Here is a 22,123-nt window from a genome sequence, read left to right as displayed (position 1 = left end):
AATGAGAATATTCATTTTACTGGTACTGCTTATGACACAGCAGATTGGTTTTGGCCAGGGAAATTTGGTCCAGTCAAATGAATCTTACCAATTACTCATAAACAAAATTGAAACAAAAAATAAATCACTGTTCCTTTCTCCCGTTTTTTTAAATAATCCTTCGCAAAGCAGAATTATTCCGGAACTAAGAAGTATTAATAAAAATGTATCACCCGATGCTTATAAAGAAATTAGTACACCAATAAGAGAGATTTTATATAGATACCCTGAATATCTTTTTTACCATAAAGACACATTGGATGATCTTGCCAATATCGAAAAATCTAAACCATTCCTTAAATATTTATACCACAATTCTCATTTCTATTCCATCCTTAGAAAATCATTCTATGTATTGGCAGATCCTATGTTTGAGATTAAAGCTGGTGTCGAAAGTTTCGATGCCACTTCCAATCTGCTTACCAACAGAAGAGGAATTAAAATTGCAGGAGGATTGGACAACAGGATATTCTTCAATGCTTCAATTACGGAAACACAAATCGGCACCACAAACTATGTTGGTCAATTTATTAAAGAATATCAGGCCTTTCCCGGGGCAGGATTTCTTAAAATTTACGACAGTAAATTACTTACCTTAAAAAATTCATACGATTATCTGATAGCAGAAGGAAATGTTCATTTTAACCTGATCAAAAGTGTGCATCTTACCTTTGGTCATGGCCGAAATAAAATTGGGAACGGCATAAGAAGTTTATTCCTGTCGGACTTTTCAAGCCCGTACTTGTTTCTAAAAATAAATTCTCAGTTCGGGCCAATAAGCTACCAGAACCTCTTTGCAGAATTATCTGCTGAAAACAGAAGTTTCAATTCCGTAGACCGGTTGTTGGATAAAAAATATATGGCTTCTCATTTCCTAAATTTTAGAATAAATAAGCGGTGGAATTTTGGAATCTTTGAATCTGTAATCTTTGGCAGAAAAAATGGATTTGAGCTTCAATATTTAAATCCTGTAATCTTATACAGAGGGGTGGAACAATCTCTTGGCAGTCCGGATAATGTGTTATTGGGATTTCAATCCGAAGTAATTGCATGTAGTTCATTAAAATTTTATGGACAAATGCTTTTTGATGAATTTGTACTCAACAGAATTGTAGGATCGCCAACCGGATGGTGGGGAAATAAGTACAGCATTCAGCTTGGTTTATTTTATTTTGATTTTCTTAGAATTAAAAATCTAGACGTTCAGGCAGAATTTAATTCCATTAGGCCTTATACTTACTCATTCAGAGACAGTGTTGCAAACTACTCCCATAATTACCAATCTCTGGCTCATCCTCTTGGATCCAATTTCAATGAGTTAATATTTCGCATCAATTACCAGCCTTCTGAGAGGATTACCTGCCAGTTTAATTTCCTGCATTATGTAAAAGGAAACGATAAGAACGGATTAAACTTTGGTGGAAATATTTTAAAATCAAATGCGCAAAGGGTAATGGATTTTAACAACCAAATTGGGCAGGGTGAAAAAGTGAAAGTATTTAAAATAGAACTAAATAGCTCCTATCGTATTTGGAAAGGAATCTACTTAGATTTAGATCTTGGTTATCGTTTTAATCAATTGAATAAGTTTGAAAATTCATACTGGATGATGACTGGATTAAGAATGAATCTGGACAGACAACGATTTGATTTTTAATAAAAAATGATCAAATATCTCATTCTAAATCCAAAGAAGAATTAAAAACAATTAGCACATTTTCCTTCTCCAATTTTTTTTCCTTTAGTTATAAATAAAATATCAGCTCCTGAGGAAAAGAAAAATCATTTTCGTATAATTTCAGCTCCTATTGCATTGAGTCTGTCATCAATTCTTTCATACCCTCTGTCAATTTGATGAATGGAATGAATAACACTTTTTCCCTGAGCAGAAAGCGCTGCAATCAGTAACGCAACGCCTGCACGAATATCGGGTGAAGTCATTTCTATTCCTCTCAAAGGATACTTTCTGTTGAGTCCATTAACAGCTGCACGATGAGGATCACATAAAATGATCTGGGCACCCATGTCAATTAATTTATCTACAAAAAACAGCCTTGATTCAAACATCTTTTGATGAATAAGTACATTGCCCTTAGCCTGTATGGCCATGACCAGTATTACACTCATAAGGTCAGGGGTAAATCCGGGCCATGGTGCATCATAAATAGTCATTACTGAACCATCCATAAATTGCTGTATCTCGTATTCCTCCTGAGCTGGGACCAGGATGTCATCTCCGTTGATTAAAAGTGACACTCCCATTCTTTCAAAAACAAACGGAATGATTCCCAAATGTTTTACCCCTGCATCTTTTATTAAAATTTCAGATTGTGTCATTGCAGCCAGACTTATAAAAGAACCAATTTCAATCATGTCCGGCAATATCTTATGCGTAGTTCCGCCAAGTTTTTCTACACCTTCAATATGCAGTAAATTAGAACCAATTCCCCTTATTTTGGCCCCCATTCTATTCAGCATGTGGCAAAGTTGTTGCAGGTATGGTTCACAGGCAGCATTATAAATGGTAGTCTCTCCACTTGCCATGACAGCCGCCATTATGATATTCGCTGTGCCTGTTACAGAAATTTCATCCATTAATATATAAGTGCCTTTCAATTTTTCAGCACTGATATTGTATTGATTGGATTGCTCATCATAGTTAAAAATCGCACCAAGCTTTTGTAAGCCAAGAAAATGAGTGTCCAACCTCCGTCGGCCAATTTTATCTCCTCCGGGTTTTGGCAAAACCGCTCTTTTGTATCTTGCAAGCAACGGGGCCAGGAGCATAACTGAACCTCTTATCTTTCTGGCATTGGATTGAAACTCATGTGTCCCAAAATAATCCAGATCTACCTCCTTCGCACAAAAAGAATAACTGTTAGGTCCTAGACGTGTGACGATTACACCAAGTCCTCTGATCAGCTCAATCAAGTGTCTGATGTCCAAAATATCTGGGAGATTTTCAATGATCACCAATTCTTCAGTAAGTAAAGTGGCACACAAAATTTGTAAGGCTTCATTTTTTGCCCCCTGAGGAGTTAATGTACCATGCAATTTATTCCCACCGGTTACGACAAAACTATCTCCTGTATTCATGCTATAAAATTAAAATTATTCTTTCTCCCGCTATTTTAATCAAAATCAATGGTATCTCCCGGCTTTAGCTTTCCTGTCTCTGAAATTTTAGGATTACTCTCCGGTTTACTCTGGTCTATTACTTTAAGCAAACTCAGATCTTCGATTTTATTACCCAAAGCTTTCCAGCCTTTGACATCAACAAATTCATTGAGGGTAAGAATTTCATCAATTTTTTCATTTTTGCGCTTATATGAAAAAAGTACTTCCGGGTTTTTATGCGTACTTACAAAATACAATTTTGAATCCTTATGATCGGAAATAAAAGAAAATTTCTGACCAAGAGTTGAAGTTTCTATTTTAAATCTTTTTGCCATAGACCATCTTTTCTCCCCGTCAAAATAAATGACGGAAACTATTTTATCCGGATTGAATTTTTCAATTACCAAGAGGTCCTCGTATGCGTATCTGTTGTTCATATCGTATTCCGTTATCTCGTAAGTACCTGTTTTGTAAAAGGCAAGCAACAAATCTCCTTTATTTAGTCCCCCCAAAGATCTTCCCCTTCCATCTGTATTAAGTCTTCCGGTATTTTCATCATACCAAATAGATTGCGCAGTAAGTGTGGATTTACCCTTTTCCTTCAAACTTACTTTTCTAACAGGATATTTGGTTACGATATTACCCTGCGAGCTCCTGCCTTTTATGTCCAATTCGGAAAAATTAAAATCGAATTGTTTAATTTTTGCAGAACATCCCGCAGTAAGCTGAATACTTACTATTTCCGCCTCTCCTTCCGGATTTGCAGAAAAATACAAGGCCTTAGATTTTGGATGTCCCTTAGTAAGATCATATTCTTTATCTCTGGTCACACCAGTCACATTAAATCTCTTGGCCATCGCCTTACCTGTTTCCCCATCAATATAAATTAGGTTATAGGTTGTTCGTTCATCTCCCTTTCTCCATACATCCACATGCAGGATATCTTTTCCTACAAATGTTTTTTCAGATATCCTGCTCACTATGCATTTGGCATCAGACCTAAATACAATGATATCATCTATATCTGAACATTCTTTAACAAACTCATCTTTCTTCAATCCCCATCCGATAAATCCTTCTTCACGATTTACATAAAGTCTTGCATTGTTTGCCACTACTTGTGTAGCCTGTATGGATTCAAATTCCATCAATCTTGTTCTGCGCTCTTTACCTTTACCATATTTACTAAGCAGATTTTCAAAATAAGCAATTGTATAATCTGTAAGATGAGCCAAATGATGTTTAACCTGATCAATTTCTGATTCCAGATTCTTCAAATTCTCATCCGTTTGAAATTTATTATACTTAGATATTCTCTTAATCCTAATTTCAGTGAGATGAGTTATGTCATCCAGGGTAATGGAACGATTAAGCCTGATACGTTTATCTGCTGATTTAATATTCATTTCAGGTGTAATCACGTATTTGGCGAGGCCTGCTTCAATATTTTCTACTACTTGTTGCCAACTTGTACATTCTTCAATATCGCGGTAAATCCTGTTTTCAATGAATATTTTTTCGAGTGAAGTAAGATGCCATTTTTCAAGCAACTCATTTTTTCTAAAATCTAACTCTTTACCCAAAAGAATCCTGGTGTTTTCTGTTGAGATTCTCAAAATATCCTGCACGCTTAGAAAAACAGGGCTATCTTTTACAATGACACAAGCGTTAGGCGAAATGGATATTTCACAACTCGTAAAAGCATATAGCGCGTCTATGGTAACCTCAGGTGAAACCCCGGGTTGTATTTCAATTCTTATCTCAACATCTTTTGCTGTGTTGTCAGAGACTTGTTTTATTTTAATCTTACCCTTCTCTGATGCTTTTACAATAGATTCAATCAATGAAGTGGTCGTCACGGAAAACGGTAACTCCCTGATCACTAAAAATTTCTTGTCCTCTACCTCAATTTTTGCTCTGATTTTTACCTTGCCTCCACGTGCCCCTTGCTGATAATCCGAAACATCGATTTGGCCACCGGTTTCAAAATCAGGATAAATTTTTACCTTATTGCCTTTTAAATATTGAATGGAAGCCTTGATGATTTCAATAAAATTGTGCGGCAGAATTTTAGTTGCCAATCCAACTGCAATACCCTCTACACCTTGTGCCAATAATAATGGAAATTTCATTGGAAGTACTTCCGGCTCTTTATTCCTTCCATCATAAGATAATTGCCACTCAGTCAACTGTGGATTGAAGGCTACCTCCAGGGCAAACTTGGTCAATCTGGCTTCTATGTATCTTGGAGCTGCCGCAGAATCTCCTGTACGGAAATCGCCCCAGTTACCTTGGGTATCAATTAACAGGTCCTTTTGACCCAGATTTACCAAAGCATCCCCTATAGCTGCATCTCCGTGCGGATGATATTGCATGGTATGCCCGATCAGGTTGGCCACCTTGTGATAACGACCATCTTCCTTTTCATACATACTGTGGAGGATCCTTCGTTGGACCGGTTTTAAACCGTCTTCAATAGCCGGCACTGCCCTTTCTAGAATTACATAAGAGGCATAATCCAAAAAGTAATCCTGGTACATCCCATCAAGGGTTAATATATGATCGCCTTCTTGCAAAGGAACATCCTGATTTTCCATAATCGAGTTTGAGTAGGGGCAAAGTTAGCATATTTTGATATATTATAAATAATATATATATGTCATTTCATAACAGGTTTGCCTTTTTGGTTAAATTATTATTAAAGCCACCGGACAATTTAATCTAAATGGACGTCCTCAGGTCAAACCATCACAATTAAATTTTATCTATATGAAAAACAAGATTTTTTTATCCGCTTTGATGACACTTATTTCCGTAGCAATACTAAGCGCACAGCCAGGACCTGGAAATCACAGACGTCACCATCAAAAGGAAAGAATAGAAAATGGCAAGCGGAATGGAGACCTAACAAATAGGGAATATGTTCATCTTAAACAGAATCATAAAAGATTAAAATGGGCATACAGACAAGCATGGAGCGATGGTCGTCTAACAAAAAGAGAAAAACGCGAATTAAGAGCTTTAAGGTGCAAAACGGACGAACATATCTACAGAGAAAAACATGATCGGGAAAGAAGAAGAAATTGGTAATTATGGAATACCACAGGCCCCCGGGTAGAAATTGCCCTGGGGCCTTTCTTTAAGCTTCGACATAAATATATTTCAATTAAAATTTCAGTAAAATAATATATTCATTCGGTAATCACTGACGATCGATAGTTTTCAAAACACGATTTTGCACACGCATATCTTGAACATCTTCTCTCTTGCTTACAGAATTATTCTGGACCCCCGAAATAACACCTTTGCACTTTGGAGAATTGCATTGACATACAAAAGACTCCGCTTGCTCATCTAGAAAATTTGCATAATCCAGACTTAACTCCTCTCCGGGAAAAATTTCTCTGAGCGCTATTACGTCAAGTCCTTTATATTGTGTATTTGGATCGCAACTATGATTTTGAGGCGCCCATTCCGTAGGATTATTGTCCCACAAACAATACACCTGATTGCTCAAAGGATATGCGTATTGTTTGAAAAATCTCTTATCATCTATATTCCAGTTTTTGTGGACATATCGCTTAGTTACTATTCTTTGTGCTCGCTCCTCACCCTTAAATATAACTTCTCCTTTCTTAAATCCCATCTTTGCATAAATTCCAAATCCTGAAATGGCGTTGCCCTTCATCTCATACTTTTTAGATCTGGATTTATACCTTTTTATCCCCTCATCAACAATCAGTCTCAAAAAGCCTTCCTGCCCGATTCCGTCATATTTCAAAATATAATCTGCCGATCCCTCATAACCTTCAGAATAAAAAACGGAACATGTAAAATTGATTTCTAAAAAATAAACTTCATTTGAATCGGTCACTCGGAAATCCAATCTTGCATATCCAACACCATTGAAAGCTTTGAAAATTCTTTCAGCTGCTTCCCTTAAAATTTTGTCCAGTTTTTTGTCCTCACATGGTTTATTGGCTTCAGGATGCAATTCTGAAGTCTTTAAGGTATATGTTTTATAAGCAAAATTTTCAGGAAAAATATATTCTACTGGTTTAAAACTCCGGCATTTCCTTGGCTTACTTTCATCTGCAACCACAAGGACGGTGAACTCTCTTCCCGGAATATATTCTTCAATGAGGATATCCCGGTATTCATTTCTTAAAGACTCAATTTTTTTAAAAAGATTTTGTGGTGTATTAACTTTTGATTGATCGTCTATTCCAAGGCTATCACCTGCTTTTATTGGTTTAACAAACATTGGAAATTTCAGATGATTAGTGATAGAACTCAAGTCTGACTGATCGTTTACCTTGTAATATGCCGGTGTATTGATGCCTTCACAATATGCGACATATTTCATTAAGTCTTTTGGTGGATCATACAATTCAGCGTTTGGACCTGTATACGGAAGATTAAGCAATTCCAAACTATGGATAACATCTATGGAAGGAATATCCCATTCGAGATAGCCTTCACAAAGATTGAGAAATACATCATAAGAATGTCCAGACAATTCTTTCAGTTGCTTATAAGTAGTAAGCTTATTCAAAAAAACGTGATCAATAGTAGCTTCAGGCATCAGACTGGATAAATCCCTTCTGGGATCATAATTCTGATAATCCACTGATGAAGATCCATAATCTGGTTGTAAAACACAAATTCTCATGATACTTTTCTATTTATGGCATCGTCCATTATGTCCGCAATTAATTGGGTAAAAGAAATAGAACTTAATCTTATAATCGCCCCTATCGAAGTATAATTTTCATCTTCACTCAAACCACACTGGGCATTTGCCTCCAACACAAACATCTTTCCTGTATTTTCATCCATACGAATATCAATCCGTGTATATCCTGTTCCTTTAAGACTAATATATGTCTCTAAACTTAATTGATTCAATTGGGGTATTAGCTCGGCTTCAGGTAAAAAATAGTTAAACAAAAATTCATTACCGGCAAGTTCTTTTTCATCATCGTAGGTTTCCCACAATCTGTCAAAGGATAGTATTTGTTCGGTTTTTGGAATATTCTTACTGAATACTCGTTCAACCGGAGTATAGCATTTAATTTTATCCGGCTGTTGGAAAGATCCCACCAACAAAGTAGTAAATTCTCTCCCTTGGATAAAACGTTCAATAAATATTCCTCCTGCAGCAAGGTTCCATCCTCGATATCCAGATTTCATCTCCTTTAATCGCTCCATACACTCTTCCTCCGTCTTCACAACATTTTTTATTCCAAGGCCCATGCTTCCTCCTGAAATTGCAGGCTTTATAATAAGAGGTTTACCCAAACGCTTAAATATGCTTTGTATATTCTCTCCATTATCTTGAATGACTTCCCAGTCAGCATTCGGGACTTGATGATTATCCAACTGGACTTTCATGTCGATTTTAGATGTCGTAATGTCGTAGAAGTAAGATTGGGCACCTGTATAAATAAAATCCAACCGTTCAAGTTCATGAATAACGCTTACACCTGGTGTATCATTTATTTCGTCACCATCACACAAATTAATAATCAATGGAATTTTAGTGGTAACCATCTGCTTAATATTAGATAACACCTCACTGAAATTATTTAAGCTAACCGGCTGCCAATGCCATTCCACTTTTAACTCATCAAATACTCTATTGTATTCCTGAAAACTTTGATCGAAATCATAGTAGTAAGCAATATTCTCGTCCACTGCATCCAATTGCGGGATAAGAATCCAAACCGAATAAGATTCATACTTTCCTTTGATCCGATTCACTCCACTTGCTTTTGATATAATTGCTTACCTGATAACGATGTCTGGCATCAGAATCAATAGCTAATGCGCCCGATATCAATCCCAAACATTGTGAAGAACCACAATTACAGATAAAAGGCTGGTCCATTTCCCATTCTGTTGAAGGATAAAAAAACTTTAACTCCTCCCCATTACCAATATCCTTTATCGCTATTATCATCATTTGATCAACATCAAAAATAATATTTGGATCACAACTGTGATTGATATATTGAAGGAATTGTGGTTCCAGAGTTATATGCCTGTCCGGACCAGTCTGTACCGTTAGATATGTAGGTCTTTCTAAAATTTCATTTGCACTGAACTGTATTATGGTCTCACCTTTTAAAAATGGCGTGCTGGTAAATAAAGCTTGCACATTCTTATCCTTAGCTCTTTTAAGATTTAACACCCCATCAATTTCTTCAATAGTTTCCCACAATAGATCAGGACAATAATATGTTTTTTCCAAATGATTTAAATTTATGTAAAGATGATATTTATTGCCTATTTAAAAAATAAATAATGGGTATTTTTCAAAAGACTTTGTTTGTCCTTTTTTATGAACGGAATATCTATAAATATGCTTAAATAAAATATTCAGTTTAGTTGGAGGATGGATTCAGTTTCAATGAAGTATAAATCAAATTTCAAATGATTAGAGGTATTTAGTATCACTTGAATACTCTGAAATCTATATAATGGAAAATAAAACTTACTAAATAATAATGGACTTCCAAAATTTTACCTATAAAAAAACCCTATACAATCAACAACAGGTTATTGCTTGTATAGGGTAATATCTAAATAGATACGATAAATTACTTCAACCCAAGAAGGAATCCAATGGTAAAATTAGCATCCCAATCAAATACAAATGTCTTACAACCTGTTTCGTCGGCTAAAGCTTTGTAAATATTTAAACCTGCTTTCTGTTTTTCACCAGTAGAGGTGTAATCCTGCGGAGCTTTTAAAACAGTATATCTTTCTTTGCCATTTCTGACCTGCTTTGCCAATTCAAATGGTATACCTCCAATAATGAAACAATTGGCTCTGTTACTTTCAGGAACCTGACTCAATACCTTACGCACATCTTTATAAACCTGATCGTCACTTAATCCTCTTTGAAAATATTTGGATCCATGAGATTCATAGGCATTGATTTTTCCATTTAACTTATAAGACACTTTTGTATTTCCGGAACCAATATCCACCATAAATGAATTATTTTCAAATGAAGCCGGGAGGACGCAATTCAACCCATAAGTACCTTCTTGTTGCGGTGTTACCTCATTTACAAAATAGCCCAAATCCTTAAGGCCTTTTGAAATTTTAATGACCTTGGGCTCGGTCTTTGCCCCCGAACTTACAACAAAGTGAATGTCCTTGCCTCCTACTCCAAAATCGAGCATTCCACGAATATAATTTTTTAGACCGTTACGCACATCATCATCAGTTGCCATATTTTCATAAACCAGACTGGATCCAAATTCTGCTTTTTCAAGCTTCCAATTTTTATTGGCATCTATTCTAACAATAAAGGAATTGAAACCGGAAGCACCAAGCTCTACAACACCCTTCAATTTTCCATTCACCGGAACAGGAGCAGTATAATCAAAACTTACTCTTGGCGTTTCAGAAGCAGCCTGGTTATTGTTTTCTGTATTCGGCTCTGTAGTCGTCTGCTCAGATGTAGCAGATGTGCCCTCCTGAACTTCCGTTTTTGCGCCATATTTTTCCACTAGCCCAGGACCAAATTTCCTGTATAACATAAATATTCCTCCAAGGATAAGCATCACAATAAGGAATCTTGAAAAAGCAGTTAGTTTCATTGTTAGTTTTTTAAAATGTTTTAAAATTTCTAAAGTCTACGAAGGTAGAAAATACTCCATATAAACAAAAATTCCTCCAGCTAGTTCCCAGAAATTATTGAATGGTAAAAACTTCCGATTGGCTTAGTCCGCCATTTCTTAAGATTAACCAATATATCCCCGGCAGAAAATTGGCTAGATCAATTTTCTGTTCACCTTCTTGTAATTTAATTGTCTTGAGTGGGTGACCCAAAACATCACACATAACAAGTGGAGATCCTGAAAATGCTTTTTTACTTGATTTTATGAGGATATAGTCCTTTACCGGATTGGGGTAAAAGCTGAATAGATTAATTTCCTGTTTAATATTTTCAGAAGCAACAGACACAAAGCTGGAAACCAGACTTCGTTCAAACATCCCCCGCCCATGAGTGCCAATTCTCAATTTTTTATTTGCCTTGGAAATACTTAGGTCCATAACAAGACAGGCTTCCACCAAACCTTCATTGAAACTTTCCCAATCCTTGCCTGAATTACTGCTGAACCAAACACCTAAGTCCGAACCTACATAGATATGCTCTGGTTGGAATGGATCAATTAAGACAGAATTAAAAGGGACATCAGGAAGTCCATTCGTCAGGGGCAACCAATTCAAACCTGCATCTTCAGAAAAAAATACATGCGGTGTACCAAAACCGGAACAAACAGCAAAAACCCTTTGAGGTATATTTGGATCAACAGCAAAATCCATTACGATCCGATTTGGAATTCCGGCTTGTATATTAGTCCAGGTTCTGCCTTTGTCTTTACTTCGAATACATTGCGCATTTCCCTTTCGAACCACCGCGCCCTGGATTCCTTGTTTGAAAGGAGTGGTAGATGCATATAAATAATTACAATCAGAAGGAGCAAAACTTAAGGCATTACAAATTCTTCCGGAATCAATCAAAGAACCCTGTATCGGTTTAGTCCAGGAGGCGCCACCATTTTCAGTAAGATAAAAAGTATCTCCGGAGGTAGCAAGTATGTTCTCTTCTGCTTCACATAAACAAATTGGTGCAATAAAATTTGCAGTGTTCGCACTCTGTTGTGGGAAAATATACTGAAATGTCTTCGCCCTATCGATCGATCTAAATGCAGCAAGCCAATAAATACTCCCGTATACTTTTTGATCATTCGTAGGATCAATACAGGTGAATCCCCCATCTCCTCCGATCACCCTTCTCCATTCAGGTTTACCTTCATATACCGCTGTTGCATTGTCCTGAAGGCCTCCAATGAAAAAATTGGAATCTTGTGAGGAATTAGAACACGATGGATAAAATTGGACCGTCTGTAACAAACCATTGCAACCTTCAAAACTTACACCATTATTTAATGTCCTGAAAACACCCCCGTCCGTTGCCAGATACACTACATCAGGATGGTTAGGATGTCGGATGATGTCATGAATATCTGCATGGACATAACTCGAATCTCCTTCCGGCCCGCCAATTTTAATGTTATCATAATACCAGGCATTCCATTGACTGCGCCTTTCAAGGGAGGAAGAAGCGCGATTGAACTTAAAAACTTCCACACCACCACATAAAATATCATAAGGATTACCTGGGTGTACGCTGATGTCGTGGGCAATCCAATAATAAGTATAGCGCAAGGCAGCACCAAGACTTTGCCATTGATCTCCAAAATTATTGCTCTCCTGAATTTCAGATGCATTGCCAACCGGAGATCCCACACTGGCTAAAATTCTGTTAGAATTAGAAGGATCTTTAGTCAACATCACTTTACCATTAAAAGCAGGAAATCCAATTCCACTTTTAGTCCAACTCACTCCTCCATCCAAGGATTTATAAATTCCACCATCCCTGGATAATAGATTACCTGCCGCAGCAACTATTATATCAGGATTGTCATTTTTTTGGATTAAATCAGTAACGTTTATTACTTTAAGTGATTGTTTCCAAGTGTGTCCATTGTCCTCGCTAATAAATATACCCTCAGAAGTTCCTGCTATAATTCTTGCTGCATTTCTATAATCTATAATAATTTTATTCACACCTTTCAGATCTTCCCTGGACCAATCCAGGGATGGCTTCCAGGAAGTCCCGCCATCGGTTGATTTTAAAATGCCGATTCCATAACTTCCTCGCGTCCGCCAAACACTGTGTCCTGTTCCAACATTACCATAATTATATACTTCTCCTGTGCCTATATAAAGGGTATTGCTGTCAGTTGGATGTATTGCCATACAGGAAACTGATAAAACAGGATATCCGGTAGAAACATGATGCCATGCTTTTGGACCGACTCCGGCTGTATATGATCTCCATAATCCTGCACCGGCGGTACCTACAAAAAGGGTGTTTGGGTTTTGATTGTTGTATTGGATTTCAAGACACCTGCCTGCATAATTCAGAGGCCCCATTGCCGCCCAGGAATCAATGGGTGTGGTGCGGCTTGTAATCTTGTTGCGAATGTATTTTTGATATTCATTAGTGAATTGATCCATATTAATTGACTGTTCAGGGTAAGACCTTGAATAATAAAAATAATCCAAAGCATTACCAGCTTCAACTTTAACTGTCTTTGTTTGAGCAGGAGGGTTAATGCTACAAGCCGAATAAATAAATAGGTACAATATTAACAACCACTTCATAAGGTAAAAATAACCAATTAATGTTGCGATGCTAAAATAAATTGGGTTGAAACCAATTGGAATAAATCAAAGGTGAAAAATAAATTAAATTGGACAATACACACAAAATTGACTTTTGAAAATTAGGATAAAAATTAAATCCAAAGCTGCTAATTTGTAATAACCACGACTTGACCTGACACCCGGCTCAAAAATTTGATAATTTGTTCAAGTACTTCTGTTCGTCTGTTTTGATTATTGTTGAGCAGGTTATTTGTTTTGTTACGGGATGTGCAATTTTTATGGCCTAGATTGTTTTGGCAATATCAATTGCTTTGCACTTATAGTTGCGTGTTTAATTTTAAGTAGCCTTTCCAACTTTTTGTATCACTATAGCCTTCTTGCAATTTCTCAAATCCTTCTTTAGTCATGCTTTATTACAGATTACATCAATCGGTTCTTAAATATAAAAGTTTTGGTTAAACAAATCAATAACTTGCATTAAATTTGGTATGGAAAGATGATAAAAGTACATCATATCTTAATTTATAGATATTTAAAATTTTATTAATCAAGGATTTATAGAAGATACCTAGCTGATTTAGAAATGAAGATTTTTTATAAAAATATTTTATTTCATACTCATTCAATTACTTCCCTAGTATGTGCTATTATTTTATTAGGTTATTATCTTTCTTCTACTTCAATAGATGAATGGAATAAATCTCAAAGTTCGGCAATGCGCATTTGTAGGAATAATCTGAAAATATCAGATTCAATTAGAGGAGATCTGAAACAATTTTACAGCAGAAACAATGCAACTTATAATCAGATTATTTCAGATATGGATATTCGATCCGTTAGTATTCAAGATACAATAAAGCCTGATCACTGCCTTTCTGGCCATGAAGCTGATGTCTGGTATCTTGGCAAGAATGGTATAAAGTGGATTAATGATACTCCAACGGTCATTACTGGATTTGCAGATGATGTTTATGAAGTACAATCAAGTATATGTGATAGGTCTGGCGACTTACTACTATACAGTGATGGAAATTATATTTATAATAAATTTCATGAGAGAATTGCTAATATTCGTAATTATAGCGGATCAAGTAGCTCAATGTTCTTAATTCTTCCTCAACCCGGAAATGACTCTATTTATTATGTCTTTCATCCACAAGAGACAACAGGTTCTGTTAATGATTCTTTGTTTGATTTGTTTTTCACAGTAATAGATATTAGGGCTAATCTCGGCCATTGTAAAGTCTTGAATCTTGGACAGCTATTACTCAAGACAAGTTCAGAGAAAGTTACTGGAGTTCGACATTGTAATGGTAGAGATTGGTGGATAATAGGACTAAGAGCACCCGATGAAGCATTTCATTCATGGATTCTTTCTGATACCAGCATAAATGTCAGTAATCCTATTATATCATATTCTGGTAATATAAATCACTTAGCTTTTTATGATCAAGAAAATCTTGGTTGGCTTAAACCAAGCCATGATGGAAAGTTTCTAATAGAAGTTACATCAGGAAGTCAGCTCTATTCAACATTAGAAATTCATAAGTTTAATTCCACGAGTGGTATAATAACCGATGGTTTACAAGTTTTAGGCCAAGTCGATAAATTTGAAGAGTTATATTCAATTGAATGGTCTCCCAATCAACAAATAATTTATGTTACAGGATTTAATAAGTCCGGAGGATATGATTTATTTCAAATGAACGTATCCAAGTATGATCAGAATTTTATAAGAAGCAGCTTAATAAACTTAGCTTCAACACCAAGTAATATAGGTTCACCTATTTTAGGAAAGGATCAAAAAATCTATCTTACCAATTATGGAACTAATTTAGGTAATTTACATATTATTAAAAAGCCTAATAGACTAGGAATGGATTGTGAATTAGAACTTTTTAATTTTGATGTAATGAATGAGTTAGATTTAGGTGCTCCCTTATTTGCATCTGGCTTACAATTCCCATACAGAGTATATATACAAGGTGAGCACCTCGTATGTCAAGACACAATGGTAAGGTATATTCTTACTGACCCCTGTTCTCATCCTGAGACGCAATGGAGCGTATTCGATGGTGCTAAGATAATGCGACAAGCTGAGGATACCATAGATGTATATTTTGGTAAGAGTGGCAATTATAGGATCTCAGCAACTTATCCTACAGAGTGTGGATTCAAGACAGATACAATTGAGATTGAAGTTGAGAAATGTAAGTGCAATAATGAGATATCTTGGAGCACAATTGATACCTTGGTTTGTCAAGGTTCTGATGCAAGTTTTAAATTCAGCACTACAAGTAAAGAAGTGTATTTAGATAATCAGAAGATTAACACAGATAGCTTTACTTTGCCTAATCTTCAATCTGATACTTGTATTAATTTGAGACTTGTCTATCCGCGATTCTGTGATTCCATTATACAAATTTGTATTAGAGTATTGCCTGTTGCAGTTGATAGTGTTATTTTTAATTTATGCCCTACTGACTCTGTTTTTATCTATGATACTTGGTATTCTAAGGATACTAGCTTTACACTTCATTATATTAGTAAATTGATCTGTGACTCCCTTGTAACTTATAAAATTGATGCTCATTCATTCGATACAAGTCTTGTGATCCTTGATTATTGTATTGGAGATACAGCGATTATTAATAATCAAAAGTTTTGGTTCACTGATACTTTACATCAGCTATTTCAATCTACCTCTGGCTGCTTGGATTCTTTTCAGCAACTTATTATTAGTTTTAATAGTAACATTAAGCGAACAAGTCAATCATATCAAAGATGCTTTGGAGATTCAATATTTATTCTTGATCATTGGTATTCTGGTGATACAGTTCTTATAGATACTCTTATGTCGAGCTCTATGTGTGATTCCATTAGTACCATCACTATTGATATATTACCAGCAATCGCACCCATTATTATTAATTATTCAAGATGTCAAGGAGATACATTGCTTTTAACTACCTCACAAGGATTTTTAAGTATTACGTACAGTCGAATGTTCAAGGATACATGGACTAGCTTCCAAGGATGTGATTCAGTAGTTCTCCACCAAGTTAGCTTTTATCCTAACAGTTCTTCTTCATTATTACTATCCAAGTGTAAAGGAGATAGCATCTTCTATAAGGATAAATATTATATTAATCCACTTAAGCTTGTCGATAGCTTTTCTACAGTATATGGATGTGATTCTTTGGTATCCATTGAGATTGTAGATTATCCTGTAAGTAGCTCAAGTCTAGAGGAGATGAGTTCTTGTCTTGGTGATTCTATATTATTTCAATCTAATTGGTTTAAAAAGGATACAACAATAGAACTTTTATTAACCGACCAGAATGGTTGTGATAGTATTCATCAAGTAAGTCTAAGTTTTAGATCTTTACCTGATACAACTAACTTAAGCTTAAAGGTATGCAAGGGTGATTCTATTTTTTATGATGGAACTTATTATTATGATTCTGCACGGATTATAAGAGTGTTTCCTAGTTCCAATAATTGTGATTCAATTGTTTATGTAAGTATAGATCTTCTTTCAGCTCCAATTTCATCCATTGATACTTTCTCAATTTGTCCAGGAGATTCAATATATATTGATAATCGATATTATTATGATTCAGTAATCTTGAGTAAGAAGTTTCAAGCCGTGAATGGCTGTGATTCTTTGCATACTATCATTATTTCATTAAATGCTTCTCCAGAACCAGTTTCCAAGCTAATTGACTTTTGTAAGGGCGATTCCGTTTTAGTTAAATCGCACTGGTATAAGAATCCTGAAGACTTACAATTTAGAATTCCATCGGCACTTAATTGTGACAGCCTTGTTTTGATCAAGTTAAAATGGTATCCGACAGTGGATATTAATCTAACAACTGAACTAGATTTGGTTATAGGTTCTACAGTTGTTTTAGATGCTGGAATAACTCAATCAGGTCTTATTTATCGATGGTATCCATCTACTGAGCTTTCATGTAATGATTGTAGTAATCCTATACTAACTGCAACTAAGGACGCAATTTATTATCTAGAGATTATTGATCAGAATGGTTGCCTTACATTGGATTCAATAATTATTAGAATTATCAAGTCAACTAATAATGACATATACCTTCCACCGATATTTAGTCCTAATGATGATAATATTAATGACATATGGATCCCTATCGTTGGAAGCAGCGATATTGATATATATCAGATTTCAATCTATGATAGATGGGGAGCTATGGTCTTCTCAACAACTACTCTAGCAGGCTGGAATGGCAAGATTGGAAGCCAGCCAGCAATTCCTGGAGTGTATGCTTATTTCATTTCTTGGCAAGATGGTCAAGGAGTTAGGCATAATACGCGAGGAGATATTACTCTGGTTAGATAGAATTAATGTATCTGTCCTACTAATTGCCTATTCTTATAAAGACTTCCTATTATGAGGCAATAATTCTGCGATTCGATTAATGGGATGAAGCAAATATGCTCAAAGCAATAAAAATATCAAATGCCGGAAGCTTCCAACACTACATCTACGATGCGAACGGTGAAAGAACATTAAAAGGCTTAGGTAATTATGCTGTAGTGAATCTAAATGGACAAAGCCAAACCAATGCTACTGTAGGAAATTATGCTCAATATGTCAGTGGCTACATGGTTATGGGACCGCATTACATGGTCACAAATCATTATTATTCAGGCACCGAAAGAATAGCTTGTAAATTAGTTGGTTCAGTAGATAGTAGTGTTGATAATAGTCTAGAGTTATCTGGATCAGAAAAAGCAGGACTCCCAGATAGACAAGCAGAAGATCTGGAATTGGTCAGAACGGAATTTGGATTTGATACCTTAATCATTGAAGATACTGATCCTGAGGAAGACGACTGCGAAGATGAGCGACCGATTTCCGACGATTTTGTCGGAATGAAGCACGACAGTGCTTCAAGGGAGTGAACCACGAAAGTGGCATGTAATAAACACCAATAATGTAACATATTTCTTCCACCCAGACCACATAGGATCCAGTACATATTTAACAGATGAAGCTGGAAATCCATACCAATTTTTACTATATTTGCCTTTCGGTGAAAGTATGGCCGAACAGAAAGCTGGAGGCTATTCTACGAAGTATAGATTCACAGGCAAGGAGGTAGATGAGGAGACTGGACTCTATTATTTTGGGGCTAGATATTATGATCCGAGGATATCGTTGTGGTATGGGGTTGACCCACGAACAGAAAAATATCCGAATTTTTCATCTTATACTTATACATTTAATAATCCTATTAAGTTTGTAGATCCAGATGGAAGAGCGCCCCAAGTGATAACACCTGAAACTATTTGGGACATTATAAATGTCGGAATGGGTGTTGCAAGTTTTGGTGCAAATATTGCGTCTGGTAATGTTGTAGGAGCAGTTGCAGATGGTATAGGTCTTGCTTATGACGCATTTGCAACAATTGTTCCAATTCTGCCCGCTGGAGCAAGCACTACTCTTGGTGTTTACAGACTTACTAACCTTTCCAAAAAAGCATTAGGAAGTGTTAGTGCTGCACAAAAATTATTCGCAGGTAATAAAAAATTTCAATCATTAAATTCATCTTTAAAGAGAGCATTTAATGCAATTGATAAGGAAACAGATATTGGAACACTAGCAGGGTCAATAAAAGAAAAATTAGGTATACCTTTAGATGTGATTAAAAAAGAGGCAATTGATGGAAAGTTTGATCATACTAAAAAGCTTGAAAATGGAATACAAAGTATGAAAAATGCGGTTGACAAAATTAATGAAACATTTGATGGTGGTGGTTTAAGTAAAGAGCAAATAAACGTCTTAAGCAATACCAGAGATCTGTTAAATACTAGAGTGAACAAACTTGAATCTATTCTTAAAGAAGCTGATAAAGTTGCTAAAAAAATAGAATAATGATTACTGCAGAAGAACTACGTAAATTATTTTTTGAAGTTCGAGATCAAGGTCGAGAACTTTCAGATAAGGAAGTTTTAATATTGTCTACTGATATTTTGTCAGGATATCATGAAATATTTTTCTCTGACACTATATTTTGTCTTTCATTTGGTTCATCTTATTTTAAAAAAAAACCTGAAGTACTTAACACTATTTTAGATTATCCTTTAGATGATAATGACTTAGGTTATACTTTCGACGCCATCAAATATTCTGACTTAATTGAACAACATTTGATCAAAATATGGGAATACATCGATTTTGATAAATATGTTAATGGTTGGGATTATTCATGTATGTGCGCGTTAAATGTGATTTCATATTACATTTATAGTACTAAAGATATCAAACAATATAAAATGTTTTATGATAGATTTATTAATAATGTTAATATATACAAGAGTCATATAATAAATCCAAAATATAATGAAAGATTCTTGCGATTTTTAAACTCTTATTATAGCGAGTTACTTTTTACATATTTTGGAAGAGATAGAATCAATATGAGTTTTGAAATTGAAGAAATAATAAAAAGTGAAATTAACATACCGAACATTCTAAAATAAAAAAATAAATTATCATTAATTGCAATACAATAATTCTATTTTGAGGACCAAATTTTTATATGTATAATTTAGATTGATTCCTTGAATTTTATTATTAATCTTTCATGGAGTATAAAGGATATTAGAAGATTTGAGTGTTTCCAATGGTTTTCTCCTAAACAATTTATTAAAGGATGAGGCTGGAAATCCTTATCAATTTATCCTATATTTGCCTTTCGGTGATGACCGACTGGTGGCGCTACTGCGCCAATCGAGTGATAAAGATCACTCGATAAGAAGGGAACCGATTGCCCCTGCAATCGGCTTGAAGAAAACCAAGTTTGAAAGATAAAGATTACCTTACTATGAAGTCTAAAAGTGGAACTTGCTGGCCGAACAGAAAGCTGGAGGCTATTCTACGAAGTATAGGTTTACGGGGAAAGAAGTTGATGAGGAGACAGGTCTTTATTATTTTGGGGAGAGGTATTATGATCCTAGGATATCGTTATGGTATGGTGTCGATCCAATGACAGAAAAACATCCAGACTATTCAGCATTCGTATACACCGCTAATAATCCGATTAAATTTATCGATCCTGATGGGCAGGATTATTATGAAGGGGAAGATGGTAAAATCCAATGGTTTAATTCTACTGAAAAGAGTTACACGTTTGACAAAAAAAAATATAAAAATATTGGTGAATCTTATGCTTCCTTTGATGGAAATTATTTGAAATATCATTATCAAAATAAAGATAAAGACGGGAATATTTCTCCCAATATGCAATCATTTCCTGCAGTTTCTGGAAGACCTGATGGTAATGGAAATTTCGATTATTCAAAACAAAATCAAATGAATCCCGAAAATGGCCCAATACCAGCTGGAAATTATACCATGAATATGAACGAAGCACCGAATATGACAACTTATGAAAATTTATAAGGGACAATTGGAGGGTTTCTAGGTAAAATGGGTTTAGGTAAACGAGGATTGTTTCCTGGAGGAAGAAGTTCCTGGGGAGACGGTAGAATTGATATTAACCCTGATAATGTATTTGTAAGTCCTTCAAATAATCCGTTTGATTTGGGAGTTACGAGGGGTGGATTTACAATTCATGGAGGTTCAACTCCAGGAAGTGCTGGGTGTATTGATTTGTGTTCTGGCTTTGGTGCCTTCAAATCATTGGTTGAACAAAATAAAGGAAATTCAAATGAAATACGGTTAAAAGTAAATTACAATATGGTACGACCAGTGCCTAGTAGATTTTGATGAAAAAGATAATTATAAATATTTATTTTACATATTTTAATTTGCTATTACTTTCTATAGTGGCGATAATTTTTACTATTGACTTTTTTGAAGCATTGTACAAGCCTACAGATTATAATTTTAATCAATATTCAGTTGATGTAAATCGAAGATCTCTAAAAGCTTATTTGATAAGTGCAGGTTTACAGAATTTATCGTTTTATTTAATTATCGTTTTAGGATATTTCGGTTTGAAAAATGCTAGACTTCGAATCATTTTTAATATTTTGATGATTTGCATTTACGTGGCAATTGTTTATGCGTATTATCAATGGGCAGCAACAGGTTATGATCATTAGATTGTAATTTAAATAGCGAGTCTATAATTAATATGGAAACTTATAATGTTAGAATATTATATAGATTGCAATAATTCAGCGTTCGGCATCTGATCATAGGTTTTGCCGTCTAGAAGTCTGCCTGTAAGTTTTTTATTCTTACCGCCCCACTGTTTAAAGAAGAATGGAGTGTTGGAACTGATGCATTGATTTTTAATGTCAACGACCCATTGTTTTTTCATAGGTCTTGCTTTGTGTCCAGATTCACCACCGACGATAACCCAGTCGATATCTATTAAGGTATCCGTCCTACTAACTGCCTATTCCTGTAACGACTTCCAATTGTGCGGCAATAATTCTGCGATTCGATTAATGGGATGGTTTTTTATGCGACTTAAAATATCTTTAAGCCATTCATGTGAATTGATACGGTTAATCTTGCAAGTTCCAAACAAGGAATAGATAATTGCAGCTCTATGTGCAGACTCATGTGACCCTGCAAACAGGAAGTTCTTTCTCCCTAAAGCCAGCGGCCTGATACTGTTTTCAATGTATCCGTCCTACTAACTGCCACTTGCCAATGGTCACTATTGATAATAGCTTTGTGCAAAAATAAATATGACAA

At 35.3% G+C, this 22,123-nt stretch carries 17 protein-coding genes; 8 read left to right on the top strand and 9 right to left on the bottom strand.

Going from position 1 to position 22,123, the window contains the following annotated elements; translation table 11 throughout:
- The first annotated feature begins 1 nt into the window (after nt 1).
- Entirely contained in the window at nt 2-1,696 is a 1,695-nt protein-coding gene (locus IPJ83_03155) for a hypothetical protein (GenBank protein MBK7879545.1), read from the top strand.
- A 125-nt stretch (nt 1,697-1,821) separates the two neighbouring features.
- Here the strand turns inward: IPJ83_03155 and murA are convergent, their stop codons facing one another.
- The gene (gene murA / locus IPJ83_03150; GenBank protein ID MBK7879544.1) at nt 1,822-3,135 is read right to left on the bottom strand and encodes a UDP-N-acetylglucosamine 1-carboxyvinyltransferase; all 1,314 of its coding nucleotides are present in this window, start codon (nt 3,133-3,135) and stop codon (nt 1,822-1,824) included.
- 35 nt (nt 3,136-3,170) lie between these two features.
- Complete coding sequence (locus tag IPJ83_03145) at nt 3,171-5,753, bottom strand: DNA gyrase/topoisomerase IV subunit A (protein MBK7879543.1); 2,583 nt, start codon at nt 5,751-5,753, stop codon at nt 3,171-3,173.
- A 172-nt stretch (nt 5,754-5,925) separates the two neighbouring features.
- On the opposite strand from IPJ83_03145, the gene IPJ83_03140 reads away from it, so the two are divergent.
- Entirely contained in the window at nt 5,926-6,246 is a 321-nt protein-coding gene (locus IPJ83_03140) for a hypothetical protein (protein MBK7879542.1), read from the top strand.
- A 112-nt stretch (nt 6,247-6,358) separates the two neighbouring features.
- Here IPJ83_03140 and IPJ83_03135 read toward each other — a convergent pair whose 3' ends face one another.
- From IPJ83_03135 to IPJ83_03115, 5 genes are all read right to left on the bottom strand, one after another.
- Nucleotides 6,359-7,828 (bottom strand): SET domain-containing protein-lysine N-methyltransferase, encoded by a 1,470-nt coding sequence (locus IPJ83_03135; protein MBK7879541.1) that lies wholly within the window; start codon nt 7,826-7,828, stop codon nt 6,359-6,361.
- On the bottom strand, nt 7,825-8,919 hold the full coding sequence (locus IPJ83_03130) for an ATP-grasp domain-containing protein (protein MBK7879540.1): 1,095 nt from the start codon (nt 8,917-8,919) through the stop codon (nt 7,825-7,827). Before IPJ83_03130 ends, IPJ83_03135 begins: the two co-directional genes overlap by 4 nt.
- A complete protein-coding gene (locus tag IPJ83_03125) occupies nt 8,894-9,409 on the bottom strand; it encodes an SET domain-containing protein-lysine N-methyltransferase (GenBank protein ID MBK7879539.1) in 516 nt (171 codons plus the stop codon). The genes IPJ83_03130 and IPJ83_03125 overlap by 26 nt, the downstream gene beginning before the upstream one ends.
- A gap of 349 nt (nt 9,410-9,758) precedes the next feature.
- Nucleotides 9,759-10,769 carry a hypothetical protein gene (locus IPJ83_03120; GenBank protein MBK7879538.1) on the bottom strand — a complete coding sequence of 337 codons (1,011 nt, stop codon included), beginning with the start codon at nt 10,767-10,769 and terminating at the stop codon, nt 9,759-9,761.
- Between the two features lie 94 nt (nt 10,770-10,863).
- Nucleotides 10,864-13,407 (bottom strand): T9SS type A sorting domain-containing protein, encoded by a 2,544-nt coding sequence (locus IPJ83_03115; GenBank protein MBK7879537.1) that lies wholly within the window; start codon nt 13,405-13,407, stop codon nt 10,864-10,866.
- A 586-nt stretch (nt 13,408-13,993) separates the two neighbouring features.
- Between IPJ83_03115 and IPJ83_03110 the strand changes: the two genes are divergently transcribed.
- The 6 genes from IPJ83_03110 to IPJ83_03085 all read left to right on the top strand — a co-directional run bounded on the left by IPJ83_03110 (nt 13,994) and on the right by IPJ83_03085 (nt 21,181).
- A complete protein-coding gene (locus IPJ83_03110; GenBank protein ID MBK7879536.1) occupies nt 13,994-17,785 on the top strand; it encodes a gliding motility-associated C-terminal domain-containing protein in 3,792 nt (1,263 codons plus the stop codon).
- Nucleotides 17,786-17,880: 95 nt separating this feature from the next.
- Complete coding sequence (locus IPJ83_03105) at nt 17,881-18,351, top strand: hypothetical protein (protein ID MBK7879535.1); 471 nt, start codon at nt 17,881-17,883, stop codon at nt 18,349-18,351.
- 139 nt (nt 18,352-18,490) lie between these two features.
- Nucleotides 18,491-19,324, top strand: coding sequence for an RHS repeat-associated core domain-containing protein (locus IPJ83_03100; protein MBK7879534.1), 834 nt, complete (start codon nt 18,491-18,493; stop codon nt 19,322-19,324).
- Nucleotides 19,324-19,932: a hypothetical protein gene (locus IPJ83_03095; GenBank protein ID MBK7879533.1), complete on the top strand. Its 609-nt coding sequence runs from the start codon at nt 19,324-19,326 to the stop codon at nt 19,930-19,932. Before IPJ83_03100 ends, IPJ83_03095 begins: the two co-directional genes overlap by 1 nt.
- Before the next feature lie 364 nt (nt 19,933-20,296).
- A complete protein-coding gene (locus IPJ83_03090) occupies nt 20,297-20,854 on the top strand; it encodes an RHS repeat-associated core domain-containing protein (GenBank protein ID MBK7879532.1) in 558 nt (185 codons plus the stop codon).
- A 27-nt stretch (nt 20,855-20,881) separates the two neighbouring features.
- A complete protein-coding gene (locus tag IPJ83_03085) occupies nt 20,882-21,181 on the top strand; it encodes a hypothetical protein (protein MBK7879531.1) in 300 nt (99 codons plus the stop codon).
- A 394-nt stretch (nt 21,182-21,575) separates the two neighbouring features.
- Here IPJ83_03085 and IPJ83_03080 read toward each other — a convergent pair whose 3' ends face one another.
- Both IPJ83_03080 and IPJ83_03075 read right to left on the bottom strand, forming a co-directional pair.
- Nucleotides 21,576-21,794, bottom strand: coding sequence for a DUF5131 family protein (locus IPJ83_03080; GenBank protein ID MBK7879530.1), 219 nt, complete (start codon nt 21,792-21,794; stop codon nt 21,576-21,578).
- Between the two features lie 24 nt (nt 21,795-21,818).
- Complete coding sequence (locus IPJ83_03075; GenBank protein MBK7879529.1) at nt 21,819-22,049, bottom strand: transposase domain-containing protein; 231 nt, start codon at nt 22,047-22,049, stop codon at nt 21,819-21,821.
- Between the last annotated feature and the right edge of the window lie 74 nt (nt 22,050-22,123).

It is taken from the genome of Candidatus Vicinibacter proximus (assembly GCA_016713905.1).
Lineage (GTDB): Bacteria > Bacteroidota > Bacteroidia > Chitinophagales > Saprospiraceae > Vicinibacter > Vicinibacter proximus.
This window is presented reverse-complemented; position numbering and strand designations above follow the sequence as displayed.

What these genes read in the sequence shown, in the direction of transcription:
- IPJ83_03155 (MBK7879545.1), top strand. Translation starts at nt 2, where the DNA reads ATGAGAATATTCATTTTACTGGTACTGCTTATGACACAGCAGATTGGT.
- murA (MBK7879544.1), bottom strand. Translation starts at nt 3,135, where the DNA reads ATGAATACAGGAGATAGTTTTGTCGTAACCGGTGGGAATAAATTGCAT.
- IPJ83_03145 (MBK7879543.1), bottom strand. Translation starts at nt 5,753, where the DNA reads ATGGAAAATCAGGATGTTCCTTTGCAAGAAGGCGATCATATATTAACC.
- IPJ83_03140 (MBK7879542.1), top strand. Translation starts at nt 5,926, where the DNA reads ATGAAAAACAAGATTTTTTTATCCGCTTTGATGACACTTATTTCCGTA.
- IPJ83_03135 (MBK7879541.1), bottom strand. Translation starts at nt 7,828, where the DNA reads ATGAGAATTTGTGTTTTACAACCAGATTATGGATCTTCATCAGTGGAT.
- IPJ83_03120 (MBK7879538.1), bottom strand. Translation starts at nt 10,769, where the DNA reads ATGAAACTAACTGCTTTTTCAAGATTCCTTATTGTGATGCTTATCCTT.
- IPJ83_03115 (MBK7879537.1), bottom strand. Translation starts at nt 13,407, where the DNA reads ATGAAGTGGTTGTTAATATTGTACCTATTTATTTATTCGGCTTGTAGC.
- IPJ83_03110 (MBK7879536.1), top strand. Translation starts at nt 13,994, where the DNA reads ATGAAGATTTTTTATAAAAATATTTTATTTCATACTCATTCAATTACT.
- IPJ83_03105 (MBK7879535.1), top strand. Translation starts at nt 17,881, where the DNA reads ATGCTCAAAGCAATAAAAATATCAAATGCCGGAAGCTTCCAACACTAC.
- IPJ83_03100 (MBK7879534.1), top strand. Translation starts at nt 18,491, where the DNA reads ATGGCCGAACAGAAAGCTGGAGGCTATTCTACGAAGTATAGATTCACA.
- IPJ83_03095 (MBK7879533.1), top strand. Translation starts at nt 19,324, where the DNA reads ATGATTACTGCAGAAGAACTACGTAAATTATTTTTTGAAGTTCGAGAT.
- IPJ83_03085 (MBK7879531.1), top strand. Translation starts at nt 20,882, where the DNA reads ATGGGTTTAGGTAAACGAGGATTGTTTCCTGGAGGAAGAAGTTCCTGG.